This is a genomic window from Lacticaseibacillus camelliae DSM 22697 = JCM 13995, from assembly GCF_001436615.1.
Taxonomy (GTDB): domain Bacteria; phylum Bacillota; class Bacilli; order Lactobacillales; family Lactobacillaceae; genus Lacticaseibacillus; species Lacticaseibacillus camelliae.
Window position 1 is genome coordinate 34,036 of the sequence record NZ_AYZJ01000067.1, and the last position, 23,679, is coordinate 57,714.

At 56.5% G+C, this 23,679-nt stretch carries 24 protein-coding genes; 1 reads left to right on the forward strand and 23 read right to left on the reverse strand.

Annotation, left to right across the window (positions count from 1 at the left end; all coding sequences use genetic code 11):
- Nucleotides 1-40 precede the first annotated feature (40 nt).
- From trxB to FC75_RS09750, 23 genes are all read right to left on the reverse strand, one after another.
- A complete protein-coding gene (trxB, locus tag FC75_RS09640; protein WP_056989766.1) occupies nucleotides 41-1,009 on the reverse strand; it encodes a thioredoxin-disulfide reductase in 969 nt (322 codons plus the stop codon).
- 51 nt (nucleotides 1,010-1,060) lie between these two features.
- Entirely contained in the window at nucleotides 1,061-2,107 is a 1,047-nt protein-coding gene (locus tag FC75_RS09645; protein WP_054661718.1) for an NAD(P)H-dependent glycerol-3-phosphate dehydrogenase, read from the reverse strand.
- 10 nt (nucleotides 2,108-2,117) lie between these two features.
- Complete coding sequence (lgt, locus tag FC75_RS09650; RefSeq protein ID WP_056989767.1) at nucleotides 2,118-2,939, reverse strand: prolipoprotein diacylglyceryl transferase; 822 nt, start codon at nucleotides 2,937-2,939, stop codon at nucleotides 2,118-2,120.
- 1 nt (nucleotide 2,940) lies between these two features.
- Nucleotides 2,941-3,915, reverse strand: coding sequence for an HPr(Ser) kinase/phosphatase (gene hprK / locus FC75_RS09655; protein ID WP_054661715.1), 975 nt, complete (start codon nucleotides 3,913-3,915; stop codon nucleotides 2,941-2,943).
- A 108-nt stretch (nucleotides 3,916-4,023) separates the two neighbouring features.
- On the reverse strand, nucleotides 4,024-4,368 hold the full coding sequence (locus tag FC75_RS09660; protein WP_056989768.1) for a phage holin family protein: 345 nt from the start codon (nucleotides 4,366-4,368) through the stop codon (nucleotides 4,024-4,026).
- On the reverse strand, nucleotides 4,368-4,667 hold the full coding sequence (locus tag FC75_RS09665) for a hypothetical protein (protein WP_054661712.1): 300 nt from the start codon (nucleotides 4,665-4,667) through the stop codon (nucleotides 4,368-4,370). Before FC75_RS09665 ends, FC75_RS09660 begins: the two co-directional genes overlap by 1 nt.
- A gap of 12 nt (nucleotides 4,668-4,679) precedes the next feature.
- Nucleotides 4,680-6,125, reverse strand: coding sequence for a daptomycin-sensing surface protein LiaX (liaX, locus tag FC75_RS09670; RefSeq protein ID WP_056989769.1), 1,446 nt, complete (start codon nucleotides 6,123-6,125; stop codon nucleotides 4,680-4,682).
- A 160-nt stretch (nucleotides 6,126-6,285) separates the two neighbouring features.
- Nucleotides 6,286-6,963 carry a phosphate signaling complex protein PhoU gene (phoU, locus tag FC75_RS09675; RefSeq protein WP_054661709.1) on the reverse strand — a complete coding sequence of 226 codons (678 nt, stop codon included), beginning with the start codon at nucleotides 6,961-6,963 and terminating at the stop codon, nucleotides 6,286-6,288.
- A gap of 24 nt (nucleotides 6,964-6,987) precedes the next feature.
- Nucleotides 6,988-7,746 carry a phosphate ABC transporter ATP-binding protein PstB gene (gene pstB, locus FC75_RS09680; protein WP_056989770.1) on the reverse strand — a complete coding sequence of 253 codons (759 nt, stop codon included), beginning with the start codon at nucleotides 7,744-7,746 and terminating at the stop codon, nucleotides 6,988-6,990.
- A gap of 12 nt (nucleotides 7,747-7,758) precedes the next feature.
- The gene (gene pstB / locus FC75_RS09685) at nucleotides 7,759-8,565 is read right to left on the reverse strand and encodes a phosphate ABC transporter ATP-binding protein PstB (RefSeq protein WP_054661760.1); all 807 of its coding nucleotides are present in this window, start codon (nucleotides 8,563-8,565) and stop codon (nucleotides 7,759-7,761) included.
- Nucleotides 8,566-8,583: 18 nt separating this feature from the next.
- Nucleotides 8,584-9,468 (reverse strand): phosphate ABC transporter permease PstA, encoded by an 885-nt coding sequence (gene pstA, locus FC75_RS09690; RefSeq protein ID WP_056989771.1) that lies wholly within the window; start codon nucleotides 9,466-9,468, stop codon nucleotides 8,584-8,586.
- On the reverse strand, nucleotides 9,465-10,388 hold the full coding sequence (gene pstC, locus FC75_RS09695; protein ID WP_056989772.1) for a phosphate ABC transporter permease subunit PstC: 924 nt from the start codon (nucleotides 10,386-10,388) through the stop codon (nucleotides 9,465-9,467). The genes pstA and pstC overlap by 4 nt, the downstream gene beginning before the upstream one ends.
- Nucleotides 10,375-11,259: a phosphate ABC transporter substrate-binding protein PstS family protein gene (locus FC75_RS09700; RefSeq protein WP_054661703.1), complete on the reverse strand. Its 885-nt coding sequence runs from the start codon at nucleotides 11,257-11,259 to the stop codon at nucleotides 10,375-10,377. Before FC75_RS09700 ends, pstC begins: the two co-directional genes overlap by 14 nt.
- 98 nt (nucleotides 11,260-11,357) lie before the next feature.
- Nucleotides 11,358-13,028 (reverse strand): two-component system histidine kinase PnpS, encoded by a 1,671-nt coding sequence (gene pnpS / locus FC75_RS09705; RefSeq protein ID WP_056989773.1) that lies wholly within the window; start codon nucleotides 13,026-13,028, stop codon nucleotides 11,358-11,360.
- Nucleotides 13,021-13,725 (reverse strand): response regulator transcription factor, encoded by a 705-nt coding sequence (locus FC75_RS09710; protein ID WP_054661700.1) that lies wholly within the window; start codon nucleotides 13,723-13,725, stop codon nucleotides 13,021-13,023. Before FC75_RS09710 ends, pnpS begins: the two co-directional genes overlap by 8 nt.
- Nucleotides 13,722-14,837, reverse strand: coding sequence for a PDZ domain-containing protein (locus FC75_RS09715; RefSeq protein ID WP_156403609.1), 1,116 nt, complete (start codon nucleotides 14,835-14,837; stop codon nucleotides 13,722-13,724). Before FC75_RS09715 ends, FC75_RS09710 begins: the two co-directional genes overlap by 4 nt.
- 118 nt (nucleotides 14,838-14,955) lie before the next feature.
- Nucleotides 14,956-15,843, reverse strand: coding sequence for a permease-like cell division protein FtsX (gene ftsX, locus FC75_RS09720; RefSeq protein ID WP_054661694.1), 888 nt, complete (start codon nucleotides 15,841-15,843; stop codon nucleotides 14,956-14,958).
- Nucleotides 15,833-16,519 (reverse strand): cell division ATP-binding protein FtsE, encoded by a 687-nt coding sequence (gene ftsE / locus FC75_RS09725; protein WP_056989775.1) that lies wholly within the window; start codon nucleotides 16,517-16,519, stop codon nucleotides 15,833-15,835. Before ftsE ends, ftsX begins: the two co-directional genes overlap by 11 nt.
- Before the next feature lie 82 nt (nucleotides 16,520-16,601).
- Nucleotides 16,602-17,718, reverse strand: a protein-coding gene (gene prfB, locus FC75_RS09730) for a peptide chain release factor 2 (protein ID WP_156314273.1) whose coding sequence is annotated in 2 segments (ribosomal slippage) — nucleotides 16,602-17,645 and nucleotides 17,647-17,718 — 1,116 coding nt in all. Because the reading frame shifts where the segments join, the coding sequence is not laid out codon by codon here.
- Nucleotides 17,719-17,791: 73 nt separating this feature from the next.
- Nucleotides 17,792-20,155 carry a preprotein translocase subunit SecA gene (secA, locus tag FC75_RS09735; RefSeq protein ID WP_056989776.1) on the reverse strand — a complete coding sequence of 788 codons (2,364 nt, stop codon included), beginning with the start codon at nucleotides 20,153-20,155 and terminating at the stop codon, nucleotides 17,792-17,794.
- Nucleotides 20,156-20,293: 138 nt separating this feature from the next.
- Complete coding sequence (hpf, locus tag FC75_RS09740) at nucleotides 20,294-20,854, reverse strand: ribosome hibernation-promoting factor, HPF/YfiA family (protein WP_054661691.1); 561 nt, start codon at nucleotides 20,852-20,854, stop codon at nucleotides 20,294-20,296.
- A 112-nt stretch (nucleotides 20,855-20,966) separates the two neighbouring features.
- Entirely contained in the window at nucleotides 20,967-21,617 is a 651-nt protein-coding gene (locus FC75_RS09745; RefSeq protein WP_235808731.1) for a ComF family protein, read from the reverse strand.
- Nucleotides 21,618-21,625: 8 nt separating this feature from the next.
- Entirely contained in the window at nucleotides 21,626-22,885 is a 1,260-nt protein-coding gene (locus tag FC75_RS09750; RefSeq protein WP_056989777.1) for a helicase-related protein, read from the reverse strand.
- Nucleotides 22,886-22,912: 27 nt separating this feature from the next.
- On the opposite strand from FC75_RS09750, the gene FC75_RS09755 reads away from it, so the two are divergent.
- Nucleotides 22,913-23,551 (forward strand): YigZ family protein, encoded by a 639-nt coding sequence (locus tag FC75_RS09755; protein ID WP_056989778.1) that lies wholly within the window; start codon nucleotides 22,913-22,915, stop codon nucleotides 23,549-23,551.
- Nucleotides 23,552-23,679: the final 128 nt, after the last annotated feature.

Sequence of the window (23,679 nt, forward strand, 5' to 3'; positions counted from 1 at the left end):
AAAAAAGCACCAATCAGCGTTTACCGATTGGTGCTAACATTTACTTTTCCTCGGCTGAAGGCACAGCACCGGCCTGCAGCTGGTCGTCCTGCAAGCCTTGAATGTAATTGAACGCGCTTTGTCCCGCTTGGCCGCCTTCGCCTACCGCAGTCGCAATCTGCCGCAGGTTCTTCGCGCGGACGTCACCGATGGCAAAAATGCCCGGGACCCGCGTTTCCATCAGCTCGTTAGTCGGGATCCAGCCAGCGTCATCGAGCACGTCAACGTGCTTAAAGCTGTCCGTCAGCGGCTTAATGCCAACGTAGATGAACACGCCGGCAGCCGGCAAAACCTTCTCCTCGCCGGTGACCTTGTCGCGATACCGCACACCAGTGACCTTGTTGTCGTCGCCAAGAATTTCCTCCGTTTGTGCGTTCCAAACAAAGTGCATCTTATCGTTGGCAAACGCCCGCTGCTGAATGATCTTCTGCGCGCGAAGCTGGTCGCGGCGGTGAATCACGGTCACTTTTGAAGCAAGTCCTGCCAGGTAGAGGCCTTCCTCAACAGCGGAATCCCCGCCGCCGATCACGGCAACCTCCTGGCCTTTGAAAAAGGCCCCGTCGCAGACGGCACAGTACGAGACCCCACGGCCGCCATAGTCTTCTTCACCAGGCACCCCAAGCTTGCGGTGCTCGGCCCCGGTCGCGATGATCACTGCCTTGGCCTGGTACTCGCCTTCATCCGTGACCACGGTTTTGATTTGGCCATCAGTCGTCAAATCAGTCACGTTGCCGTATGCATACTCGGCTCCAAACTGCGTGGCCCCATCGTACATCTGCTGGCCCAGTTCCGGCCCTAGAATGGACTTAAAGCCAGGATAGTTCTCCACAGCCGCAGTGTTGTTCATTTGGCCGCCGTAAATTCCCCGGTCAAGCATGAGCACCGACAGGTTCGCGCGTGACGCATACAGCGCCGCCGTCATCCCACCAGGGCCAGCACCGATCACGATCACATCATATTGTTTTGCCATGGCAAACACTCCTTCGCAGCATTTTGCTTACGTTTTGTAAGTCTTAAGCCACTATACCTGCTTCGAGGCATTTTGTAAAGTCAGGCCAAAATCAAATTCCGGCTTGCCTTCTCGCGCCATCAGGTCAGTGATCACGGTTTTAATTGGCGCGCCTTGATACAGCACTTGGTAGATGCCTTCGGAAATCGGCATGTCGCAGTCCTGATCCTTGGCAAGCTCGTGCACGACCTTCGCGGTGGAGACGCCTTCGACCACCATGCCCATGTGCGCCAACACATCGGGCAACTTTTCGCCTTGGCCCAACGCGTTGCCCGCCCGCCAGTTGCGGCTGTGGACACTGGTGCAGGTGACGATTAGATCCCCGACGCCAGACAGGCCGATAAACGTCATCGGGTTCGCCCCCATGTGCGTGCCAAGCCGAGTAATTTCGGCCAAGCCCCGCGTCATTAACGCGGCCTTGGTATTGTCACCGTAACCCAAGCCGTGCAGCGCACCGGCCCCGATCGCGATCACATTTTTCAGTGCCGCGCCCAGCTCGACGCCGAGCACGTCGGTGTTGGTATAAAGCCGGAAATAGTCGTTCATGAACAGCTTCTGGACCGTCTGCGCCGCTTGCAGGTCCGTCGACGCCACGGTCAGCGTCGTGATATCCCTGGTTGCGACATCCTCCGCGTGACTCGGCCCGGAGATCACCACCGGCCCGCGGAAGGCGCCTTTGGGCAGCACGGCGGTCAGGACCTGAGACACCCGCAGCTTCGTGTTAAGCTCCAGGCCCTTGGCCGCATGGGCAATGATTGGCTGTTGATCTGTTAACAACGGCGCGACTTGCTCGGCCACGCTGCGAATCGCGTTGGTCGGCACCACAAATAAAATCACCGTGGCCCCAGCAACGGCCGCCGCCAGATCAGTCGTCGCGCGCAAACAATCGTGCAACACAAAATCAGGCAAGTAGTGCTGATTGTGGTGCGTCTCATTGATTTCGGGAATCTGTTTGGGATTGTGGGTCCAAAGCGCGACGTTCAAGCCGTTTTCCACCAACAGGTTGGCCAGTACCGTGCCCCAAGAACCGGCGCCGAGTACCGCAATTTTATCAGTCAAAAGATCACTCCTATAAGTTGTTCAGGGAAAAGCCGTCCATGTACCATGGCACATTCTTGTGGCGCCGCCAAATCACAAGCCCTAACGCGGCCACAAACAAGACCACCGAAAGCAGCTGAGACACGCGCAGCCCAGGCATCAGGTACAAACTGTCCGTCCGCATGCCTTCAACAAAGAAGCGGCCAAAGCTGTACCACATGACGTAACTGAGCACAATTTCGCCGCGCTTGAACCAGCCCTTGTGGCGCCGGACGCTCATGATCAGCACGAAGCCGATCAGATTCCACATGGATTCGTACAGGAAAGTCGGCTGCCGGTACGCACCACCGATGTTCATCTGCTGAATGATGAACTCAGGCAGGTGCAAGCCGCGCAGGTAGGTTAGCGTGGTCTTGGCCCCGAAGGCCTCCTGGTTCATGAAGTTGCCCCAGCGCCCGATGCTTTGCGCGATCATAACGGTTGGCGCAGCGATGTCCAACACGAGCCAGGCTGGCAGCCACTTTACCCGGCAGTAAATCAGGAAAACAATAACACTCGCGATCAGCGCGCCGTAAATGGCGATTCCGCCGTTCCAAATCGCGATGATCTGATCGGGATGTGCACTGTAATACGGCCACTCAAAGGCCACGTAATACAACCGCGCGCCGATCAGCGCAAACGGCAACGCCCACAGGACAAGGTTGATGATGTGATCTTCCCCGATCCCGCGGGCGTTCGCCTCACGTGTCGCCAGCCACACGGCCAGCAGGACCCCGCAGGCAATAATCACACCGTACCAGTGGATCTCGAGCCCGCCGAGCCTGAGTGCAATTGGATTTAAAGCTGCAATCATACTATCCCTCGCTATCGGTCGAATCCTTGGCGTCTGCCCGATCGGCCTGTTCATTTGATTTAATTAACTGATTCAAATTGTTTTCAAACGTCTTCGTGGCGTCGTAGCCCATCGATTTGGCGCGGAAGTTCATCGCCGCGACCTCAATGATCGAGGCCAGGTTCCGCCCGACTTTGACCGGAATGGTGATTTTCGGCACACTCACGTCAAAAATCTGCTGACTCTGTTCGCCGGAGCCCAAGCGGTCAAACTGCTTGTCCTTCGTCCAATTCTCCAAGTGGACGATTAAATCAATGTTGGCATGCGACCGCACCGCACCGGCGCCGAACAGGTTCATGACGTCAATAATGCCCAGGCCGCGAATCTCCAGCAGGTGGGACAAAATGGCTGGCGCCTCGCCGACGATCGTTTGCTCGTCCTTCTGGTAGACATCCACGCGATCGTCCGCAATCAGCCGGTGGCCGCGCTGAATCAGCTCCAGCGCGGTTTCCGACTTGCCGACCCCGGAATCACCCGTGATCATGACCCCCAAACCGTAAAGGTCGACCAAAACGCCATGCATGCTTTGCCGCTCGGCCAGACGGCTTTCAAGGTAGTCCGTCAGCAAGCTGGACAGTCGCGTCGTCGGCAGCTTTGAGCCTAGTACCGGCACGTGGGCCGCATCGGCCGCCTCCAGCATTTCCGGCAGCGGTGCGATCCCGCGCGACACCAAGAACGCCGGCGTATCTTCGGCCGCCATGCGTTTAAGAATCACCAGCCGCTCGGCAGCGGTCATGTTACGCGCGAAGGCACTTTCGGTGCGCCCGAAAAGTTGAATCCGTTCATGGGGATAATAGTTAAAGTAACCGGTCAGCTCGAGGCCTGGCCGCGAAATATCGCTGACGACCACCTGGCGCTCTGCTAAGTACGGTTCACCACTATACACGAGTAAGTTAATGTCTTTGACCAGCTGCTTGACTGAGACTTGGTCTGCCATTGGATCCACCCCGCCTTTCACTCATTGTTAATAGTGTATCATCACTGCTGGCAACTTAACAGGGCCGCGCCCATCAGAAAAAGCCAGGCAATCCTGCCTGGCTCTAGCTTAGCGGTCCTTTCTGGGCTCACCCAGCGTCGCGTTTACGATACTGACCACCAAAGCAAAAATCAATTCACTACCAAAGCTGAAAAACGTGATCCCCGGCACGACCTGAGTCATCAAGACGACCATCAGCGCGTTAAGCACCAGCAGCGACAGCCCCAGGGTGAGAATGGTCAGTGGAAAGGTCAGTAGTTTTAAAATCGGCTTGAGCAGCCCGTTCAGCAGGCCGAGAATCACTGCCCCGGTGAGCGCCGCCTGCCAATCAGCCACGTACAGCTGATTGGGCAGCAGCTCGGCGTAAACAATGAACACGACCATGGTCAAAATGACTTTGCGGATAAAACCCATTAAAAATCACTCCAGTCATCATGGTGCGCCTGCCGCTCATGATGAGATTCTTCCTTGACGTGCTGGGCAGGTTTCGGCCCCGGCTTGATGTATTCCTGCCAGTCGCGGTGATCGTGGCGCCGCGACCGACTGGTGTGGCCTGACTGCCGCCGGACCAGCCACCAAATCAGCAAGCCAATCAGGACCGGCCAGATCAGAATATGCAACAAGGCGATCCCAATGAAGAAGCTGAACCCAATCACTAGGACTAACACGATCCCCACAATGATCAGAATGATTGGTAAGAACAACAGTGGCATCATGTCACCCCTTTACTTCGATAAGTCGGTGTCTTTGAGCTGAATCGTGCCTGAGGACACGCTGGCCTTCAAGGTGCCGGCGCCGGTGCCAGGCCGGTCAAGCGACAGCGCTTTGGTCTTCGCATCAGCTTCAACGCCGCTCATTCGGCTCTTAATGCTGCCAAACCGAGTCCGCGCCTCGCCGGTCACCGCAACGCTGGCCGGCATGGCAAGCTTCACATCACCGTTAACTGAGCTTGCTGTCAGCGCTTTGAAGTCGCTCACCAGTGTGGTCCGAATCGTCCCGTTAACGGTCTTGAGTTCCAGCGTCTTCGCGTCGCCTTTAAATTTAATGTCGCCATTGACGGCGTCAACCACCAAGTCGTGAACTTGGCCGTTGACCTTCACGCTGCCATTGACGCCCTCGGTTTCCAGCATGACCGCAGTCAACCCTGAAAACGTCAGGTCGCCATTCGTGCTCTTGGCGAAAAAGTCCTTGCCAGAAAGCGCGTTGACCTTTAGGTTGCCGTTCAGCAGTCGCAGCGAAACATGGTCGTAATCGCGCTTGGGCACGGTAATGATGAGATCCGCCTGAATCCGCTTGTTCGGCACTTGGAAAATGAGGTGATCATCTGTCACTTCGACCCGACTCCGGTCGAGAAACGACTGGAGCGGCGACTCGCCGGCCATTTTACCATAAAGCTTGATGTCGGCTTGAATGACCACATCGCGGCCGTCGCCTTCTACTAGGGTCACATCACCATTGGCCACCTTAACGTCGATGATCGATGCCTGACTGTCCGGGTAGCTAAAGGTGTGGCTGAACTTCTCTGTCGCCAGCCCCGGGACCTTAATGTTCACGTCTTTCCAATCCACGTTATCAAGAACGGAGCTGACGGTCTTCTTGACCATCGACCCGATTTGGTTCGTCGTCACGCTGACGGTCTTGCCTAAATCGTTCAAGGCATCCTTGGTTTGATCCTGCCAGTCGTCTGGCAAGATGCCGGCAAGGCTTTGCTTAGTCAGCTGGCGCTTCTGGCGGTGCAGATCCGCGAGCGTCTGACGCAGCTGTTCCTGCTGATCAGCAAGTTGCACCAACTTCTCACCTAACTGCGCATTTTCCCGCTTCAACGTCCCGCGCTCTTCGTATTTCGCCGCGGTCAACGTGTCAAGGTCCTCCATCGTGTCGAGCACAATGATCTGCTCCTTGTTCGCGGCAACCTTGGCCTGAGTTTTCTTGATCTGATTGCTCGTGGCGTCCAAACTGCCACTGACTTCCGCGATTTTAGTATTTAGTTTGGTGAGGGCCGAGTCTTCGTCAGGCGCCGCCTGCGTCTGGCCGGTTGTCGCGTCAGGCTGAGACTGCTTGCCCTGTGGGGCGCTCTGCTTCTTGGCCAGGTTCTCTAAGAGGACCAACGCCTCTTCACTCGTGATCACACCTTGTTTAACTAAGTCTAGGATCCGTTCACGTTCATTCATGAGATTTACCTCCAGGGTTTCTGACTACTGCTTGTAGTTATAGTATGGTCGGTCCTGGCCAAAAATGCATAGGTCCTAAGGTTGATTTTACCCCCAGCCCAAGGCGCAGGAGGCGGGCAGAGGACACGAAAAAAGGCGGTTTCCCCGCCTTTCATGCAGATTAGAAGCCGTCTTCTTTCGCATTCGAATTGAGTTCCAGCAACTTGCCGGTTTTGAGGTACAAGATCCACTCACAGATGTTGGTCACGTAGTCGCCGATTCGCTCCAGGTACGAGGAAACCAACATATAATCCATCGAGCCAACGATGGTATCCGCATCACGGGTCATTTCGTCGATGCACAGATAGTAGATTTGGCTGGAAAAATCATTAATGCCGTGGTCCTCCTCAGCGATTTGCCGGGCCGCATCAACGTCTTCCTTGACGTAGGCATCGAGCACCTGCTCGACCATCTCCTTGACCGCGGCCGCCATTTGCGCGATCACTTGCTCGATTTCAGGCACTCGCGTCTCACCCTTGACGCGAATCGTGGACTTGGCGATGGACACGGCGTGATCGCCCATGCGCTCCAAGTCGGAACTCGCCTTCATGATTGTCACGATCATGCGCAAATCGGACGTCACGGGTTGCTGCAGCGCAATCATCTCAAAGCTGCGTTTTTCCAGGTCCACCTCTCGCTTGTTGATGTGAAAGTCGTGATCGATCACAGCATGGGCCAGCGTCTTATCGTGATTAACGAAGGCCTTCACCGAGTCAAAAATGGCCTCGTTGACCATCATGCCCATCTCCGAAAAACGTGCGTGTAGGTCATTAAGCTCATCTGAAAATAGTCGCCGCATGACGATTCCCTCCTTGGCCCGAACTCAGCCGAAACGGCCGCTCAGGTAGTCTTCGGTTTCTTTTTCCTTCGGGTTCAGAAACATTTTTTTCGTGTCATCGAATTCGACCAACCGACCTTGAAGGAAAAACGCGGTTTTGTCGGAAATTCGCGATGCCTGATGCATGTTGTGCGTCACAATGATGATTGTATACTGATCGCGCAGCTCCAGCAGCATATTTTCAATCTGGGTGCTAGAAATTGGGTCCAGCGCCGAGGTCGGCTCATCGAGCAAAATGACTTCCGGCTGCACGGCCAAGACCCGGGCAATGCAGACCCGTTGCTGCTGGCCCCCGGAAAGTGACAGCGCGCTGTCGTGAAGGTTGTCCTTGACCTCGTCCCAAATGGCCGCCTGCTTCAGACTGGCCTCAACAGCCGCGTCTAACGTCGCGCGGTCCTTGACCCCGGCCAGGCGCAGCCCGTAGACCACGTTGTCGTAGATGGAGAACGGGAACGGATTGGGCTGCTGAAACACCATCCCCACGCGTTTGCGCAAGGCGACCACATCGGTGTCCGGCGCGTAGATATCCTGATTTTCCAACCGAATCTCCCCGGTGATCTTGACACCTGGAATCAGGTCGTTCATGCGGTTCAGGATCCGCAGGTAAGTCGACTTGCCACAGCCGCTGGGGCCGATCATGGCCGTGATCTCGTGCTCATTGAAGTCCAGATCAATGCCCGTCAGTGCCTCAAACTTGCCGTAGAACAAGTGAACGTCTTTGCTGGTGATCACTTGATTTTTCATGGGCGCCTCCTGCTAGCCAAAGTGGCCAGAAACATAATCGTCCGTCGCCTGAATCTTTGGCCGCGTGAAAATTTTTCTGGTCTCATCGTACTCAATGGCCGTCCCGGAATAAAAGAACGCGGTGTAGTCGCTGATTCGCGCCGCCTGCTGCATGTTGTGCGTCACGATAATGATCGTGTAGTGTGCCTTCAGCTGCAGCAACGTGTCTTCCACGACCGAGGTGGAGATCGGATCAAGCGCACTCGCCGGTTCGTCCAGCAGCAAAATATCAGGCTTCATGGCAATGGCGCGGGCGATGCACAGCCGCTGCTGCTGGCCGCCGGAAAGGGCCAGCCCACTCTGGTTGAGGTCATCTTTCACCTGGTCCCAAAGTGCAGCGTCCTTAAGGCTCTGCTCGACTAACTGATCCAGCTTTTCCTTATTGTGCTCGCCAAAGCGGCGCGGAGCAAACGTGATGTTGTCGTAAATCGATTTGGCAAACGGATTGGGCCGCTGAAACACCATGCCGATGTGCTTGCGCATTTCGTAAACATCGACCTGCTGGGAGTTGATATCAACGCCGCGATACATGATTTGGCCGGTGACCCGCGTGCCTTCAATGGTGTCATTCATCCGGTTGAGCGACCGCAGAAAAGTGGATTTGCCGGAGCCGGAAGCCCCAATCAAGGCAGTGATCTTGTAGCGTTCAAACGGTAAGGAAACCCCGTGAAGGGCCTCATTGTCACCGTAAAACACCTTGACGTCATGCGTTGCCAGGGCGATTTCCTGATTGTCGTCAAATGGCCTGATAAAGGTATCGGTTAAAGAATAATTGTTCATGTGGCGACCTTTCTGCCCTTATTCGGCGGTCATTTTTTTGTACAGGCGTTGCCCCAGAAAACGGGCCAAGACGTTGAACAGCAACACTGCGAGGATCAACACGGCACTGGCCCCGGCAGACACCGCGGCCGCATCGGGCTGAATGCCCTCTGAATTGATTTTCCAGATGTGCACAGCCAACGTCTCAGCCGGCCGGAAAATATTCAAGGGGCTGGCAATATCTAATGGATTCCAGTCGCCGAAATTGAGGGCTGGCGCGCTTTGGCCAGCGGTGTAAATCAACGCCGCGGCTTCGCCAAAGACCCGGCCGGCGCCGAGAATCATCCCCGTGATGATACCCGGCAGCGCCTCGGGAATCACCACGTGAATCACGGTCTCCCAGCGTGACAGGCCCAGGGCCAGGCCCGCTTCGCGCTGCGCAAAGTCCACCTGCCGAAGAGAATCCTCGATGTTCCGCGTCAGCAGCGGCAGGTTGAACATCGTCAGCGCCAGTGCGCCGGACAAAATTGAGAAGCCAAATTGGAATTGCAGCACGAAGACCAGAAACCCGAACAACCCAACCACCACCGACGGCAACGAGCTCAGGATCTCGATTGCGGTGCGAATAATGTCGGTCAGCCGGTTGGCCTTGGCATACTCGGCCAGGTAAATGCCGGCGCCAAGTGAAATCGGTACCGAGATCAGCATCGCGAGCAGGAGCAAGTAAAACGAGTTGAACAACTGAATCCCGATCCCACCGCCAGCCTCAAACGCTTTGGCCGGACTAGTCAGAAAGTGCCATGACACATGAGGCAGCCCCTCAACCAAAATGTAGCCCAGCAGGCTGGCAAGGATCAAAACGATGAGCACGGCGATGCCGTACAGCACCGCGGTGGCCAACCGATCTTTTTGCTTGGCGTTCATCGTTTCATCTCTCCTTTCTTCCCGATCCACCGAATCACGAGGTTAAAGGCCAAAGACATCAGCAGTAGCAACAGCGCCAGCGACCACAGGGCGTTGTTTTCCAGCGACCCCATGACCGTATTCCCAATGCCGGAGGTCAGAACTGAAGTCAAGGTCGAGGCCGGGCTGATCAAGTTGTGCGGCAAAAGCGCCGCGTTCCCGATGACCATCTGCACCGCCAGCGCCTCACCAAACGCCCGCGCCATGCCGAAGACGACCCCGGTCAGGATGCCTGGCAGGGCGGCGCGCAAAACCACGCGACTGATGGTTTGCCAGCGCGTGGCGCCGAGCGCCAAGCTGGCCTCGCGGTAATAGCGCGGCACGGCGTTCAGGGCATCCGCCGTCATCGAGGTCACCGTCGGCAGGATCATGACAAACAGAACAAAAGTGCCCGCCAGGATCCCAAAGCCGGTGCCCCCGAACACGTGGCGAATCGCCGGGACGACCACCGACAAACCGATGAAGCCGTATACCACACTGGGAATGCCAACCAGTAATTCGATCACCGGCTGGAGGATCTTTTTGCCCATCTTAGGTGAAATCTCCGTCATGAAGATCGCCGCACCGACGGCAAAAGGAGTGGCCACCACCGCGGACAGGAAGGTCACCCCGAACGAGCCAACAATCATCGGCAGCGCCCCAACTTGGGGATTACCGTGCGCATCCTTCACAGAGGGCGACCAAACACTTTTACTGAGAAACGACCACAGGTTCACCTTATCTTCAAAAAAAGTGGCCAGCCCGCGGGACGCGACAAAGAAGAAAATCGCGACCACAACGATCACGATCAGACTGATACAAAACAGGCTGATCAGCTTCCCCCGCCGCTCAAGCTTGGCAGAACGGGAGCGTTTAAGCATTGCCGCTTTAATTGGATCCATTGTTCTTTTCCCCCTGCTCGGCGATCACGTTCCCCTTGGCATCCCGCGTGACCTTCATCGCGGTGATCGGGATATAACCCATCTTGCCGACCAACCGCTTTTGCGTTTGCGGGCTTTGGATGTACGCCAGGAACTGTTTGGTCAAGCCCTTGGGCTGACCCTTGGTGTACATATGCTCGTAAGACCAAATCGGCCAATCGTTCGTCGTAACATTTTGGTCCGTCGGCTTGACCCCACTGAGCGATAATGCCTGGACCGTGGCATCAACATAGGAAAACGCCACGTAAGAAACGGCCCCTGGCGTGCTGGCCACAATCGACCGGACCATCCCGGTCGAGTCCTGCTCCTGCGCCGGCATCGGCTGGCGATCACCAAGGACCCACCGTTCAAAGGTCGCACGAGTCCCCGACCCCTGGGCGCGGTTGACCACGACGACTGGGAGGTCTTTGCCACCGACCTGTTTCCAATTCGTGATCTCGCCAGTGAACAGACGCCGGAGCTGGACGACGGTGAGGTCTTTGACCCCCACCTGTTTGTTGGCAATGGGGGTGATGCCCACGACCGCCACCTTGTGATCGACCAGTTTGCCCGCGTTGATCCCAGGCTTTTCCTCGGCAAACAGGTCTGAGTTGCCGATTTCCACTGCGCCTTGCTGAATCTGCGACAGGCCGGTCCCTGTGCCGCCTCCCTGCACGTTGATGAACACGCCTGTGTGATCGGTCTGATACTGCTCAGCCGCGGCTTCCACCAGCGGTTGCAGCGCACTTGAGCCGACCGCCGTGATCGACTCGCCGCTGCTCTGACTCGTCCCACACCCGGCCAAGGCCAGAAGTCCGGCTAAGGCGAATAACAATAAATGGCGCTTTTTCATGTTCACCCCTCCACGACCGTCATCGGCCCAGTTGTGGTTGCTTTCGCGTTAATCCATAACAAGAAAAGTGTATCAATGTGATGTAAATTGTTGCCGCATCATTTGTAAAACCTGGGTAAATCAGCCAACGGCAGACTCACCGTAAAGGTCGACCCAACGCCCACCTGACTGGCCAATGTGACCTCACCGCCAAGTTGCATCACCATGTCGTGAACAATGGCAAGGCCCAAGCCGGTCCCGCCATTGTGGCGGCTGCGGGCTTTATCGACCCGGTAAAAGCGCTCAAAAATGCGTTCCTGATCGTTCTCCGCGATCCCGATGCCCGTATCTTGGACGCTCAGCTTCAGATTCTTTTCGTCCGCCGTTGCGGTCACGGTGACGACGCCGTCTTTGCGATTATAGAACACCGCATTGTTCAAGAGGTTTCTGACCACTTGAGAAAATTTAGCAGGGACAGTGGTGATGGTCAGGTCTTTAGGCACATCCGTCTTCACCTCAAGCCCTTTTTCGGCAATCGGCTGTTTCAGGCTCTTCAGCGCGTCATTCACCAGGTCCAGCACGTTCACTGCCTTGGCCTGAGCTTGCCCTGAATCAGGCCGGGAAAGGGTCAGAATGTCGGTGATCAGCTGGGTCAGGCGAGAACTTTCGTCGTAGATGATCTGCAGAAACTGGTCCAACGTCTTGGGGTCGTCTTTTGCGCCGGCCAGCAGGGTCTCGGCAAACCCGCTAATCGCAGTCACCGGCGTCTTTAACTCGTGCGACACGTTGCCGACAAAGTCCAGCTGCATTTGCTCGACCTGGCGCAGGTAGGTCACGTCGTACAAGATGACTAACACCTGCAGCTCGGCAGTGCCGCGGTTTAAGGCAATCACACTGGCATCGACCGACTTCTGCGTGTTCAGCATGGTCAGCTCCTTATGGTGCGTCTTCTGATTGCGGTAAGTATGCTCGATCATGCGCGCCAGGCGGTAAGTTTTGATGTCGTCAAAATAATCGTGCTTGGTCTCCTGAATCGGGTGCCCGACCAACTCCGCCATGGCGGAATTAGCCAGCAGCACCTGGCGGTTTGCATCCAGCAGCATGACGCCAAGCGGCAGATGATCGATGAGGCGGCCGAACGTGGCCTGGCGGATCTCCACCTGGGACTGCAGGGTTTGCGTGGCCGCGTGAAGCGACTCGATTTGCTTCCCCATCGCCAAAAACGGCGAATCAGGCGTGAGAATGATTGGTTCAGGGGCACCACCGGCCTCGATGCGCGCCAGGTTGCTGGTCATTTTCGCCAAATGCCCCGTCCAGTACCGGTGACGCCGCGCCATCAAGGCGAGCAGTGCGACCAGCCCAAGAATCGCCACCCCAATCATCCCCCAGGCCACCGCCGGCGCCACGCTGAACAGCGTTGCCCTTTTTTGCCAGACGCCGACGAACTGATTGTGGCGCCGGCCAACGTAAACCTGCTCCGACTGGCCGTTGACTGTCATCGTCGTACTGTGGCCGAGAATCGTTCGCTGCTGATCCACCAGTTTCGTCAGTAGCCTGGCCCGCGTGCCGCTTTCCCGGCCATTGAGCACCGTAAAGGTCACGTGGTTGTCCATCGCCAGTTGCTTGGTCGAGGCAGTGCCAGGCTGATCGTCACTGAACGTCTGGTAAAGCGCCGCCAAGTGGGTCCCCTGCTGGGTGTACAACACGCGATCAATGGCGACCCACAGGGCAAAAAAGCCTGCGATAGCGAGTATGCTAACCCAGGCAATTCGACGCACATGCTTACTCATGAGGCGCCTCCATCTGATAACCGAACCCGCGCACCGTTTTGATGTAATCCGGATGCTTCGGATCCTTCTCGATTTTATCGCGCAAGTGGCTGACCTGAATGTCGACCATCCGCGTTTCGGCCGGATACTCAAACCCCCAGACCCCATTCAAAAGGGCATCGCGGGAAAGCACCTTGCCCACCCGCTTAGCAAAGTACACTAGCAGTTCGAACTCTTTGGGGGTTAGTTGCAAGCGGACCCCAGCCTTGCTGGCGCGGTAATTTTCGGGGTCAATGGTCAGCTCACCCACCACCAATGCTTGCGCAGGCGGTTTAGGCCCGCTTTGGCGCGGCTTATCCACGCGGCGTTCAATGGCTTTGATCCGCGCAATGATTTCACGCGGCGAAAACGGCTTGGTCACATAGTCATCAGCGCCAAGCTCCAGCCCCACAATCTTATCCGTTTCACTATCCTTGGCCGTCAGGATCATGATCGGTGTTTCTAAATTGGCGGCCCGCAGCTTTTTGGTCACCTCAAGCCCATCCAGGCCGGGCAGCATTAGATCTAAAATGATGAAATCAAAGCTTTGCTGCAGAGCCAGGCTGAGCGCTGTATCCCCATCTTCCGCAGTGGTCACGTCGTAGTGCTCCTTCTCCAAATTGTACTGAAGCAGGGTGACGATTGCTGGTTCATCATCGACGACAAGAATCTTTTTCATGCTTGTTCCTCCGCAAATGTGATCATTCCCAGTTCGTGCGGGACGCCGTTAAAAACCGCTGTTTCGGCCAGTCGGATGGCGCCGTCAAGCCGCATCACCTTCAGCCGGCAGTAGGTCGGAGACGTTTGGAGCGCCGCGTATAGTTCATTTTCCGTGTGGACGGCCTGATGGTTGCAGGTCAGGACAATGTCGCCTGCGACAAGACCCATCTTGCTGGCCGGGGTGTCCGGCTGCACCGCCACGATTCGAACCCCGGTGCTGGTCTGTGAAATCAGGCCAGTGCCGCGCCGGGTCGCCGCCCAGTTGGCGAGCCCAAGAATGCAGCCCAGCGCCGCCAAAGCAAAAATGGCCATTTGACCGGCGGCCGGCCGCCAGTACACCAAGCCGGCCACAATCAAGGCAACCAGTCCGGCCCCCAAGTACTGCCACGCCCACGCATCGGTGGCCCGCGTCGGCAGCTGCTTGCGGGTGGTCAAGGCCGCGCCGACAATCAGCGGCAGCCCAACCAAGGCAAAACGAGTCGCCCCGATGCCCAAAGTTGGCCACCACCCAAACGCCTGCAGCCAGTCGCCAGGCACCGGCAGCACCAACGGCAGCCAGTACCACTGCCGCCGACTGTAAGTCGCGATGCGCGCCCCACGCTTGCCCGGTCGCAGCTTGGGCACATCAACCGCAGGATTCAGAAAGCGCAGCAGCAGCGCATTGGCCAACCACACCAGCGCGACCATGGCCACATAACCGCCAGCCCAGCGCGCAGGGGCAGGCACTGGCCCGAACCAGGCCGGCAGCACCACGATCAGACCGGCAAGCGCCAAAAACCATGGCGCAAACCCCAGCCCCGAGAGCAGCAACGCCAGCACCTCAAGAAGACCAGACATCAGCATGACGGGCTGGGGCAAAGTTGCCCCTAAGAGGACCAACATCAGACTGAGAATCAGCCCACAGCCGATCCCCCCAAGCAGGCCCGCCCACCAGTTCGTCCAGTGACGGTCGATACTGGTCCCAAACACCGCTCGTTCTTGCCTGATCCGATGTTCGCGCCAAAAAAGTGCCACGAGTAACCCACACACCGTTACCGGACTCAGAAATATCGTGACCAGCAAATGTCCCATACGCACCTTCCTCACTATTCATCGTAAGTATAGCATGGATTTTCTGCGCACCAAAAGCCCAGGACTACCAAAAAACCGTCCTGCCTCATGGCAAAACGGTTGTAAGCGGATTAATTGATCAAGCTTTGAGGTACCGGCGCATCGAGACCACTGAGCCAAGGCCGCCAATGATCACGCCGATCAAGGCCATCCCCAAATCAAGCCACAGTAGAAACGGCATGTTCGGATACAGCGAGAAACCATTAGCCGCTTCGGTGAAATGCGCGTTACGGGCCACCAGGCTGTACCCAAAATCGACGATCAGCATAGGCAATAGCGAGCCGAAAAGCCCCGTCCACGCGCCTTCCAGTAGGAACGGCCACCGAATATAGGCGTTGGTCGCCCCGACCAGCCGCATGACTTTGATCTCATCACTGCGCGACAAAATCGTGATGCGAATCGTGTTCGAAATCAGGAACACTGCCACAAACAGCAACAGGATCATAAAGAAGGCACCCCACCGCTGAATCGTGGCCACCGTCCGGAAAAGCTTTTTGGCCGTTGTCCCACCGTATGTGGCCTCTGACACGCGAGGCATTTTTTCCGCCTGTTTGGCCACGCTGATGGTGTCCTTCGCAGAATCGGTATCGACCATGAAAATATTGTTCAAGGGGTTTTGATCCCCGCGAAACATGGCCCATTGCGAGCCGTAACTGCCAACAATCGAATTCAGTTCTTGGCTGGCTGACCGGTAGGTGACTTTCTTCACCTTGGCTAACCCTTCCAAGTTCTGCTTCAGGTTGGCCTGCTGCTTTTTGCTGGTTCCTTTTTGAATGTAGACCCGGACGCGCACATCGTTTTCGACCTGCGTCGAAACTCGGTTCACGTTCATCAGTAGGGCCAGAAAGATCCCCACCAACAGCAGCGTCACCGTCACGGCGGACACTGCAGCCACTGACATCCAGCCGTTACGCTTCAGGCTCTTGAGTGAGTCCTTCACGTGACGCATAAAGATATTAGTTTTCATCGCTGTAGCTGCCTCCTTGCTCGTCCCGGACCAGCCGGCCGCCGGCAATTTCCAGCAGACGGTGCGGCCGCTCGTTGACGATTTCGCGGTTATGCGTCGCCATGATCACAGTGGTACCTTCCGAGTTGATCTTCTCTAAAATGTCCATGATGCCTTCTGAGGTATCCGGATCCAGATTGCCCGTCGGTTCATCGGCGATCACGACGTCAGGCGCGTTCACGATGGCCCGGGCAATGGAGACCCGCTGCTGTTCGCCGCCGGACAACTCATTAGGGAACCGCCGAATTTTTTGCTCCAGGCCTACCAGCTTGAGGACATGCAGCACGCGCGGCTTAATGTCTGCCTCTTTGGCCTCAACCACCTGCATCGCATAGGCGACATTCTCGTACACCGTCAGCCGTGGCAGGAGTTTGAAATCCTGAAAGACAATGCCGATGCCGCGCCGAAAATACGGCACTTCCTTGGGCGCCATTTTGGCCAAGTCGTAATTGCCGACCTGGATGGTGCCATGCGTTGGCTTCAATTCGTGGTAAAGCATCTTGATCACGGTCGACTTGCCGGCACCGCTGGGTCCGATCACGTACAAAAATTCCCCCGGGTCGACGGTCAAACTCAAATCCTTGATCGCGATGACGCCATTGTCGTACTGCTTCATCACGTTTTTCATCTGAATCATGACTTCGCTCCTTTATTTAAAACACTATCGCTGAGTATAGCAAAGCAATACGTCAGACTGATTGCAGCCAGATTACATTTGATTACGCCGGGTTGGCGCTGGCGAGTTCCCACTGCAAATAGGCATAGATAAACGGGTTAAGCGCACCGTCCATCACCGCCTGACCGTTGCTGGTCGAGTAGTTGGTGCGGTGATCCTTCACCATCGTGTACGGGTGGAAAACGTAGGAACGGATCTGCGAACCAAACGCCACATCCATTTGCTGGCCCTTGATAGCCGCGGCCTGTTCCGCCTTTTTCTCCTGTTCACGTTGATACAGTTTGGCTTTCAGCATGGCCATCGCAGTCGCCTTGTTCTGAAACTGACTGCGCTGAGCCTGACTCGAGGTCACGATGCCCGTCGGAATATGGATCAGTCGGACCGCACTGGAGGTCTTGTTAATGTGCTGACCACCGGCCCCGCTGGAGCGGAAGACCTCCATTTTGATGTCTTCCGGCCGCAGGTCAACGTCGATCGTGTCATCCAACTCAGGCATCACATCGACTGAAGCAAAACTCGTGTGCCGCCGGCCCGCCGCGTCAAACGGCGAGATGCGGACCAGCCGGTGCACCCCTTTTTCCGAACGCAACATGCCATAAGCGTTCTCACCATTGATCAGCAGCGTCACACTTTTGATGCCGGCCTCATCGCCGGCCTGATAATCCGCCACTTCGACGGTGTAGCCGTTCTGCTCCGCCCAGCGCTCGTACATGCGCGTCAGCATTGAGCCCCAATCTTGCGCTTCAGTGCCACCGGCGCCGGGGTGAATTTCGATAATGGCATTGTTATGGTCGTATTTACCATTGAGAAGCAGCGCCATTTCGTACTTGCTGAGCTTGTCCTGCAGGGCCGCCATGTCGTGTTCCAGCTCCTGCTGCAGTTCTTTGTCCGGTTCTTCTTGAAGCAGCTCAAACGCCACGTCGAGATCATCGAGTTTACTTTGCAACGCAATGAAGTTGTCGTGTTTGACCTTCAGCTGATTGTTTTGATCGATCAGTTTTTGTGCGGCCTCCTGGTCGTCCCAAAATCCTGGTTCGGCCATCCGCCCCTCGTTTTCAGCGATGCGTTCGTTCAAGGCATCGAGGTCAAAGCGACCCCCTAAAGTGATTTATTTTGGCCCGCATTTCAGCGAGCGTGGTGCGTATTTCAGCGATTTCCATCGTGTCGTTCCTTTCCCGATCCGTGATTTCGTCAAAAACGCCAAGGCGACTACTGTCTGCCCTGGCGTCTTGATCAACGACGAATGTTCTGACGAATCTGTGCCTTCATGAACAGGCGGGTGACCCCGTCGTCCATGTTGCCAATCATTTCCTCAAACATCCGGTACGCTTCTTCCTGGTACTCGACCAGCGGGTTCATCTGCCCGTAGCCGCGCAGGCCAACACTTTGCCGCAGCTGATCAAGCGCATCGATATGCTCTGTCCACAAGCTGTCGACCACGCGCAGGATCACGACTTTTTCAAACTCCAACATTTGGGCTTTGTCGCCAAGCTGGTTCAGTTTGCTGGTGTAGTTGTCCTCAGCCAACTGCTCAAGGGTCTTGATGATCTCATCGCTTGAGCGCTTAGCCAGGTCGCTCTTCTTGAAGTCTTCATCCGTGACCATGTTTGTCGTCACGTAATCGTAAATCTTGTCGAGTTCCCATTCGGCCTTCTCGCCTTGGGTGTGCGCCTGCACCATGCGCGTGATGCAGCGATCGATCATGGCCATCAGCACCGGTTTGAGGGTCTCATCTTCGTTGATCACCTGCTGCCGCTGTTTGTAAATGACCTCACGCTGTTCGCGCATGACGTCATCGTACTGCAGGGTATTTTTACGCGTATCGTAGTTGTTCCCTTCAACGCGCTTTTGCGCAGATTCAACGGAGCGCGAGATCATTCGACTGCGGATCACCTGCTCATCGTCATCCAACTTAAAGCGGTCAAGCATCTGCTTGATTCGTTCCGAGCCGAACCGCTTCATCAGGTCATCCTCAAGCGACAGATAAAACTGGGTCGCGCCAGGATCGCCTTGCCGCCCAGAGCGGCCACGCAGCTGGTTATCGATCCGGCGGCTCTCGTGCCGCTCTGTCCCGATAACTGCCAGCCCGCCAACGGCCGTGACGCCAGGGCCGAGCTTGATATCGGTCCCCCGCCCGGCCATGTTGGTCGCGATCGTGACCGCACCGCGCTGGCCCGCGTTCATGATGATCTCGGCTTCCTTGGCATGGTTCTTCGCGTTCAAGACGCTGTGCGGAATGCCTTCTTCATCCAGCAGCTTGGACAGCCGCTCGGAAGATTCGATGGCCACCGTCCCGACCAGGATCGGCTGGCCCTTGGCGTGACGAGCCTTAATATCCCGAGTCACCGCCTTGAACTTCGCATCCAAAGTCGGGTACAGAATGTCGGGTGAATCCACCCGGATGACCGGCTTGTTAGTCGGAATCGAAATGACTTCCATGTTGTAGATCTCACGGAATTCTTCCTCTTCGGTTTTCGCCGTCCCGGTCATGCCGGCCAGCTTGTTGTACATCCGGAAGAAGTTCTGATACGTGATCGTGGCCATGGTCGCATTTTCGTCCTGGATCTCGACGCCTTCCTTGGCCTCGATTGCCTGGTGCAGGCCGTCGGAGAAACGCCGGCCTTCCATAGCCCGGCCGGTGAACTGGTCAACGATCAGCACTTCGCCATCTTGGACCATGTAGTCGATATCCTTGAGCATGATGTAGTTAGCCCGCAGCGCCTGATCCAAATGGTGAGTCAGGGCGGTGTTTTCAGTGTCGTAGAGGTTCTTCAACCCGAAGATCTTTTCCGCCTTGCGAATGCCGTTTTCAGTCAGCGCAACGGTTTTCGTCGGCCAATCGATCTTGTAATCGTCCTCTTCTTTGAGGGTCTTCACAAACCGGTCCGCGCGAATGTACAGCCCCGTCGACTTTTCCGCCCCGCCAGAGATGATCAGCGGCGTCCGCGCTTCATCAATCAAAATCGAGTCAACTTCATCGACAATGGCGTAGTTCAGCGGCCGCTGAACCATCTGCTGCTTGTAGACAACCATGTTGTCACGCAAATAGTCAAACCCCAGTTCACTGTTCGTCGAGTAAGTGATGTCGGCGTTGTACGCCGCCTGTTTCTCCTCAGACGACAAGTCGTGGGTGTTGAGGCCAACGGTCAGACCAAGCCAGTTATAGAGCTCGCCCATTTCAGTGGCATCACGGCCGGACAAGTACTCGTTGACGGTGACAACGTGAACGCCTTTGCCGGCTAACGCGTTTAAGTAGACAGGCATCGTGGCCGTCAGGGTTTTCCCTTCACCGGTTTTCATTTCGGCAATATTGCCTTCGTGAAGGGTGATCCCACCAATGATTTGAACCCGAAACGGGAACAGACCCAAAACGCGTTTGGCGCCTTCACGGGCAGTCGCAAACGCTTCCGGCAAGATATCGTCAAGGGTCTCGCCCTGCTCTAGCCGGGCTTTTAACTCAGGGGTTTTCGCTTGCAGGTCCTCATCGCTCAGCGCAGCATACTCATCCTCATAAGCCATCACCTGATCGGCAATTTTTCCGAGACGGTTGACTTCGCGTTTATCGCTTTCGACCCAAGATTTTAATACGTTTGCCATTCAGTAATCCTCTCCTGTCATCCAACTTTGCATACTTCTGACAGTATCTAAGTTATTCTATCATTGTTCCTGGGTCTTTACACGTTTAGCCAAAAAAAACCGCAGATCTTAAAGATCTGCGGCGCGTCCTACTGACGTTTACTCGTCAGTTTCAATCAGGCCGTAACGCCCATCGCGGCGCTTGTAGACGATACTGGTGCCGTTAGTATCGGCATCCTCAAAGATGAAGAAGTTATGCCCCAACATGTCCATCTGCAAAATGGCTTCCTGCGAATCCATCGGCTTCAGCGATACCCGCTTGGTCCGAACGACGGACAAATCGTCCTCGTTGTCATCGGTACTAGTTGGTGCTGGTGTGCCTTCCGGTGCCACATCGATTGGTGCAAAGCCCTTTTCACGCGACTTGCGGTTGATCTTGGTCTTGTACTTACGCACCTGACGCTCCAGCTTATCAGTGACCAAATCGACGCTGGCGTACAGATCCGGACTGGTTTCCTCAGCCCGCAAAGTCAAATAAGACAATGGGATGGTCACTTCGACCTTGGCGGTTTTATCCTGATAAACCTTCAAGTTGACGTGCGCGATCGCCTCGACTGAACTTTCGAAGAACTTGTTCAGCTTGCTGATCCGCTTCTCAACATAACTGCGAATGGCATCAGTGACTTCGATGTTTTCGCCACGAACGTTGTATGTGAGCATAAAACTTCTCCCCTTTCATCCGTGCAACTCGTTGCACACAGGTAAATGAGCTGGTAAAGCCCTTTCACCCTTCGACTTTATTATATCGAACTGACCGCGGTGAAACAAATATTTATCTGATCAGCGAGCGGCTGATCACTTCGCCTTGATACCCCGCAGCGCGCAGGGCCGCCTTCGCGTGATACAACGTCCGCCCGGTCGTGTACAAATCATCTAGCAGGACAATCCGCGGTGGCACCACTGCCGGCAGATGAGCCGTAAAACTTTGCGCGGTGACCAGGCGCTCGGCGCGCGTCTTTTGCGCCTGAGGGACTGCCGTCTCCCCCTTAGTGAGCCACAAGGCCAAAGGCAAGTGACCAAACAAGCCCAGCACCGGATCAAACCCGCGCCGAGCGTAGTGCCCGGGCTCACTGGGGATCGGCACTAACGCCTGGTTTCGAGAAGCCAGTTGCAAGACATCCGCAAACGCCGAGTGCAGACGGTAGTCGCCTAGGCCCTTGTACTGCTGAATAAATGCTTTCATCGGCGCGGTGTAGCGAAACCAGGCGCGATGGTGCAGCAGCGTTTCCCCCTGCGCCGCCCACCGCTGACAGTCCTGACAAAGCGTTGATGAGCTGCCGCGGCCGCAGCCAGGGCACGCATCCTGCTGGTCGATCAACTCAAACTGAGCCAAACACCGCCGGCAAAGCGCGGGCAGCCGCGTTGTCTGGCCACTGAGCAGCCGGGCCAGCGGCTGGTCGTCTCGTAGTGGCTGATTGCACAATAGGCACCTCATGGCTTTCGCCCGTTTATCACCTGGATCTCATGCCGCGCAACCAGCATGGCTAAGGTCATGTGGCGGCCGACAAACCAAACCGGGTCGTCGGGACTGGCCTGACTGCGCCCGGCGCGCCCTGCCATCTGAATCAAGCCGCTGGCGCCAAACTGCCGGTCATCTGCGGCCAAGACAAGCACACTGCAACGCGGAATAGTGACCCCGCGTTCCAAGATCGTGGTTGTCACCAGGACAGTGAAGGTCCCATCGCGAAACTGTTGAACTTTCGCCACCCGGTCGGGATCTGCCGCGTGGGCCGTCTCAACCGAGTAGCCGGCCTGACTCAGCGCCTGGGCCAGCGGCCCAAGCCATTCGATTCGGGGGACAAACAGGAGGCACTGCCGGCCTTGAGTGCCAACCCTCAGCAGGGCCAAAACCGCGTTTGAGAGTTTCGTCGGTACCTGCTTCAGCGGGGCTACGACCAGTTTTGGCACTGGCAACGGGAACCCGTGAAACCGCCGCACCAAAAAACTGACCCCCATCTGCCCACGCCTGGCCGCCCTTTTTAAACGCCGCGGTGGCGTTGCACTTAAATAAACCGTGGGGCCACGGTTTGCTTGCGCCACCGCAGCTGCCAGCATTGGCGTTTGACTGAACGGAAAAGCATCCACCTCATCGACAATGACTAGATCAAAATGGTGATAATAGCGTAACAGTTGGTGCGTGGTGGCGACCAACAGCGAAGTCGGTGCCTCAGGCCAAGGGGTGCCGCCATACTGCACTGCCATGCTCGTCCCTGCAAACGCCGCCTGAAGCCGCGGTGCCAGTTCCAGGACCACGTCAATGCGCGGGGTGACGACTGCTACCCGATGATTCAGTCCCAGCTCATGCGCAATCAGCGGAAACAGCATCTCCGTCTTGCCGGCCCCAGTCACCGCCCACAGCAGGTGATCGCGGCCAGTGGCCACGGAAGCGATGGCGGCCTGCGCGGCGGCCGCTTGAGGGGGCGTCAGCGTGCCCGTCCAAGTCAACCGGCCACCTTCACTAGCACTGCTGGGAAAGCGCCAAAGCCGGGTGGTGCTGGTGATTCGGCCCAAACCGATGCAGGCCCGACAATACTGACGTCCATCCGGCAGACTGACCAAGGCGCGCTGCCGGCAGCGCTGGCAAACTCCTTCAACAATCCCTGGTCCGACCTCGGCCTGTGCTAAACTTGACTCAGTTACCGCCGCTGCGCTGACTTCTTCATCGCTCAGCTGCATTCCGGTTGGTATCATTGGTTTCACCTCAAAGGAGATTACGCCATGGCAGCCACTTATTACACACTGACCAAACCCGGTCAGGCTGAAAAGGTCATTAAAAAATCGCGCTTCATCTGCGCCGTCGCCCCAGTCGCCAGTGAAGACGAAGCCAAAGCGTTCATCGCGCGTATCCAGACGGCCCATCCTAAGGCCAATCATCACGTCCCGGTATATCTGCTAGGCGATGATGACCACATTCAGCGGGCAAGCGACGCCGGCGAGCCGGCAGGGACTGCCGGCGTGCCGATGCTGCACACACTGCAAGAAATGGGACTCCATGATGTCGTCGCCGTCACGACGCGCTATTTCGGCGGGATTAAGCTCGGCGCCGGTGGGCTGATCCGCGCCTATGCGGGCAGCATCACCGCCGCGGTTCAGCAAGCAGGCATTAGTCAACGCCGCATGATGCGCCAGCTGACACTCAGTGTGCCCTACGCCCTGCTCGACCGCGTGACCCACTTTCTGGCTGAGCAAAGCCTAGCCATCTCTGCCAGTGATTATCAGGTCGTCGTCACGCTGAAGGTCAACGTGCCCGCCGGTGAGGCGGCAGCCGTCAGCCGCAGTATTCTCGATTTGACGGCGGGCAAAGTGACCCCGCAAAGCGGTCACTTGATTCCATCCCTGATTCCCGTGACACAGTAAAATCCCAGGCGGTCGCCTGGGATTTTTGCTTACTGATCGTCTTTATCGTCAGCGGTTGGGCTTGGATCATCTTTGGAGTTGATGATCTCTGTCTGCGTCTGAATCGGACTGTTTTTGACCCGGTCGAC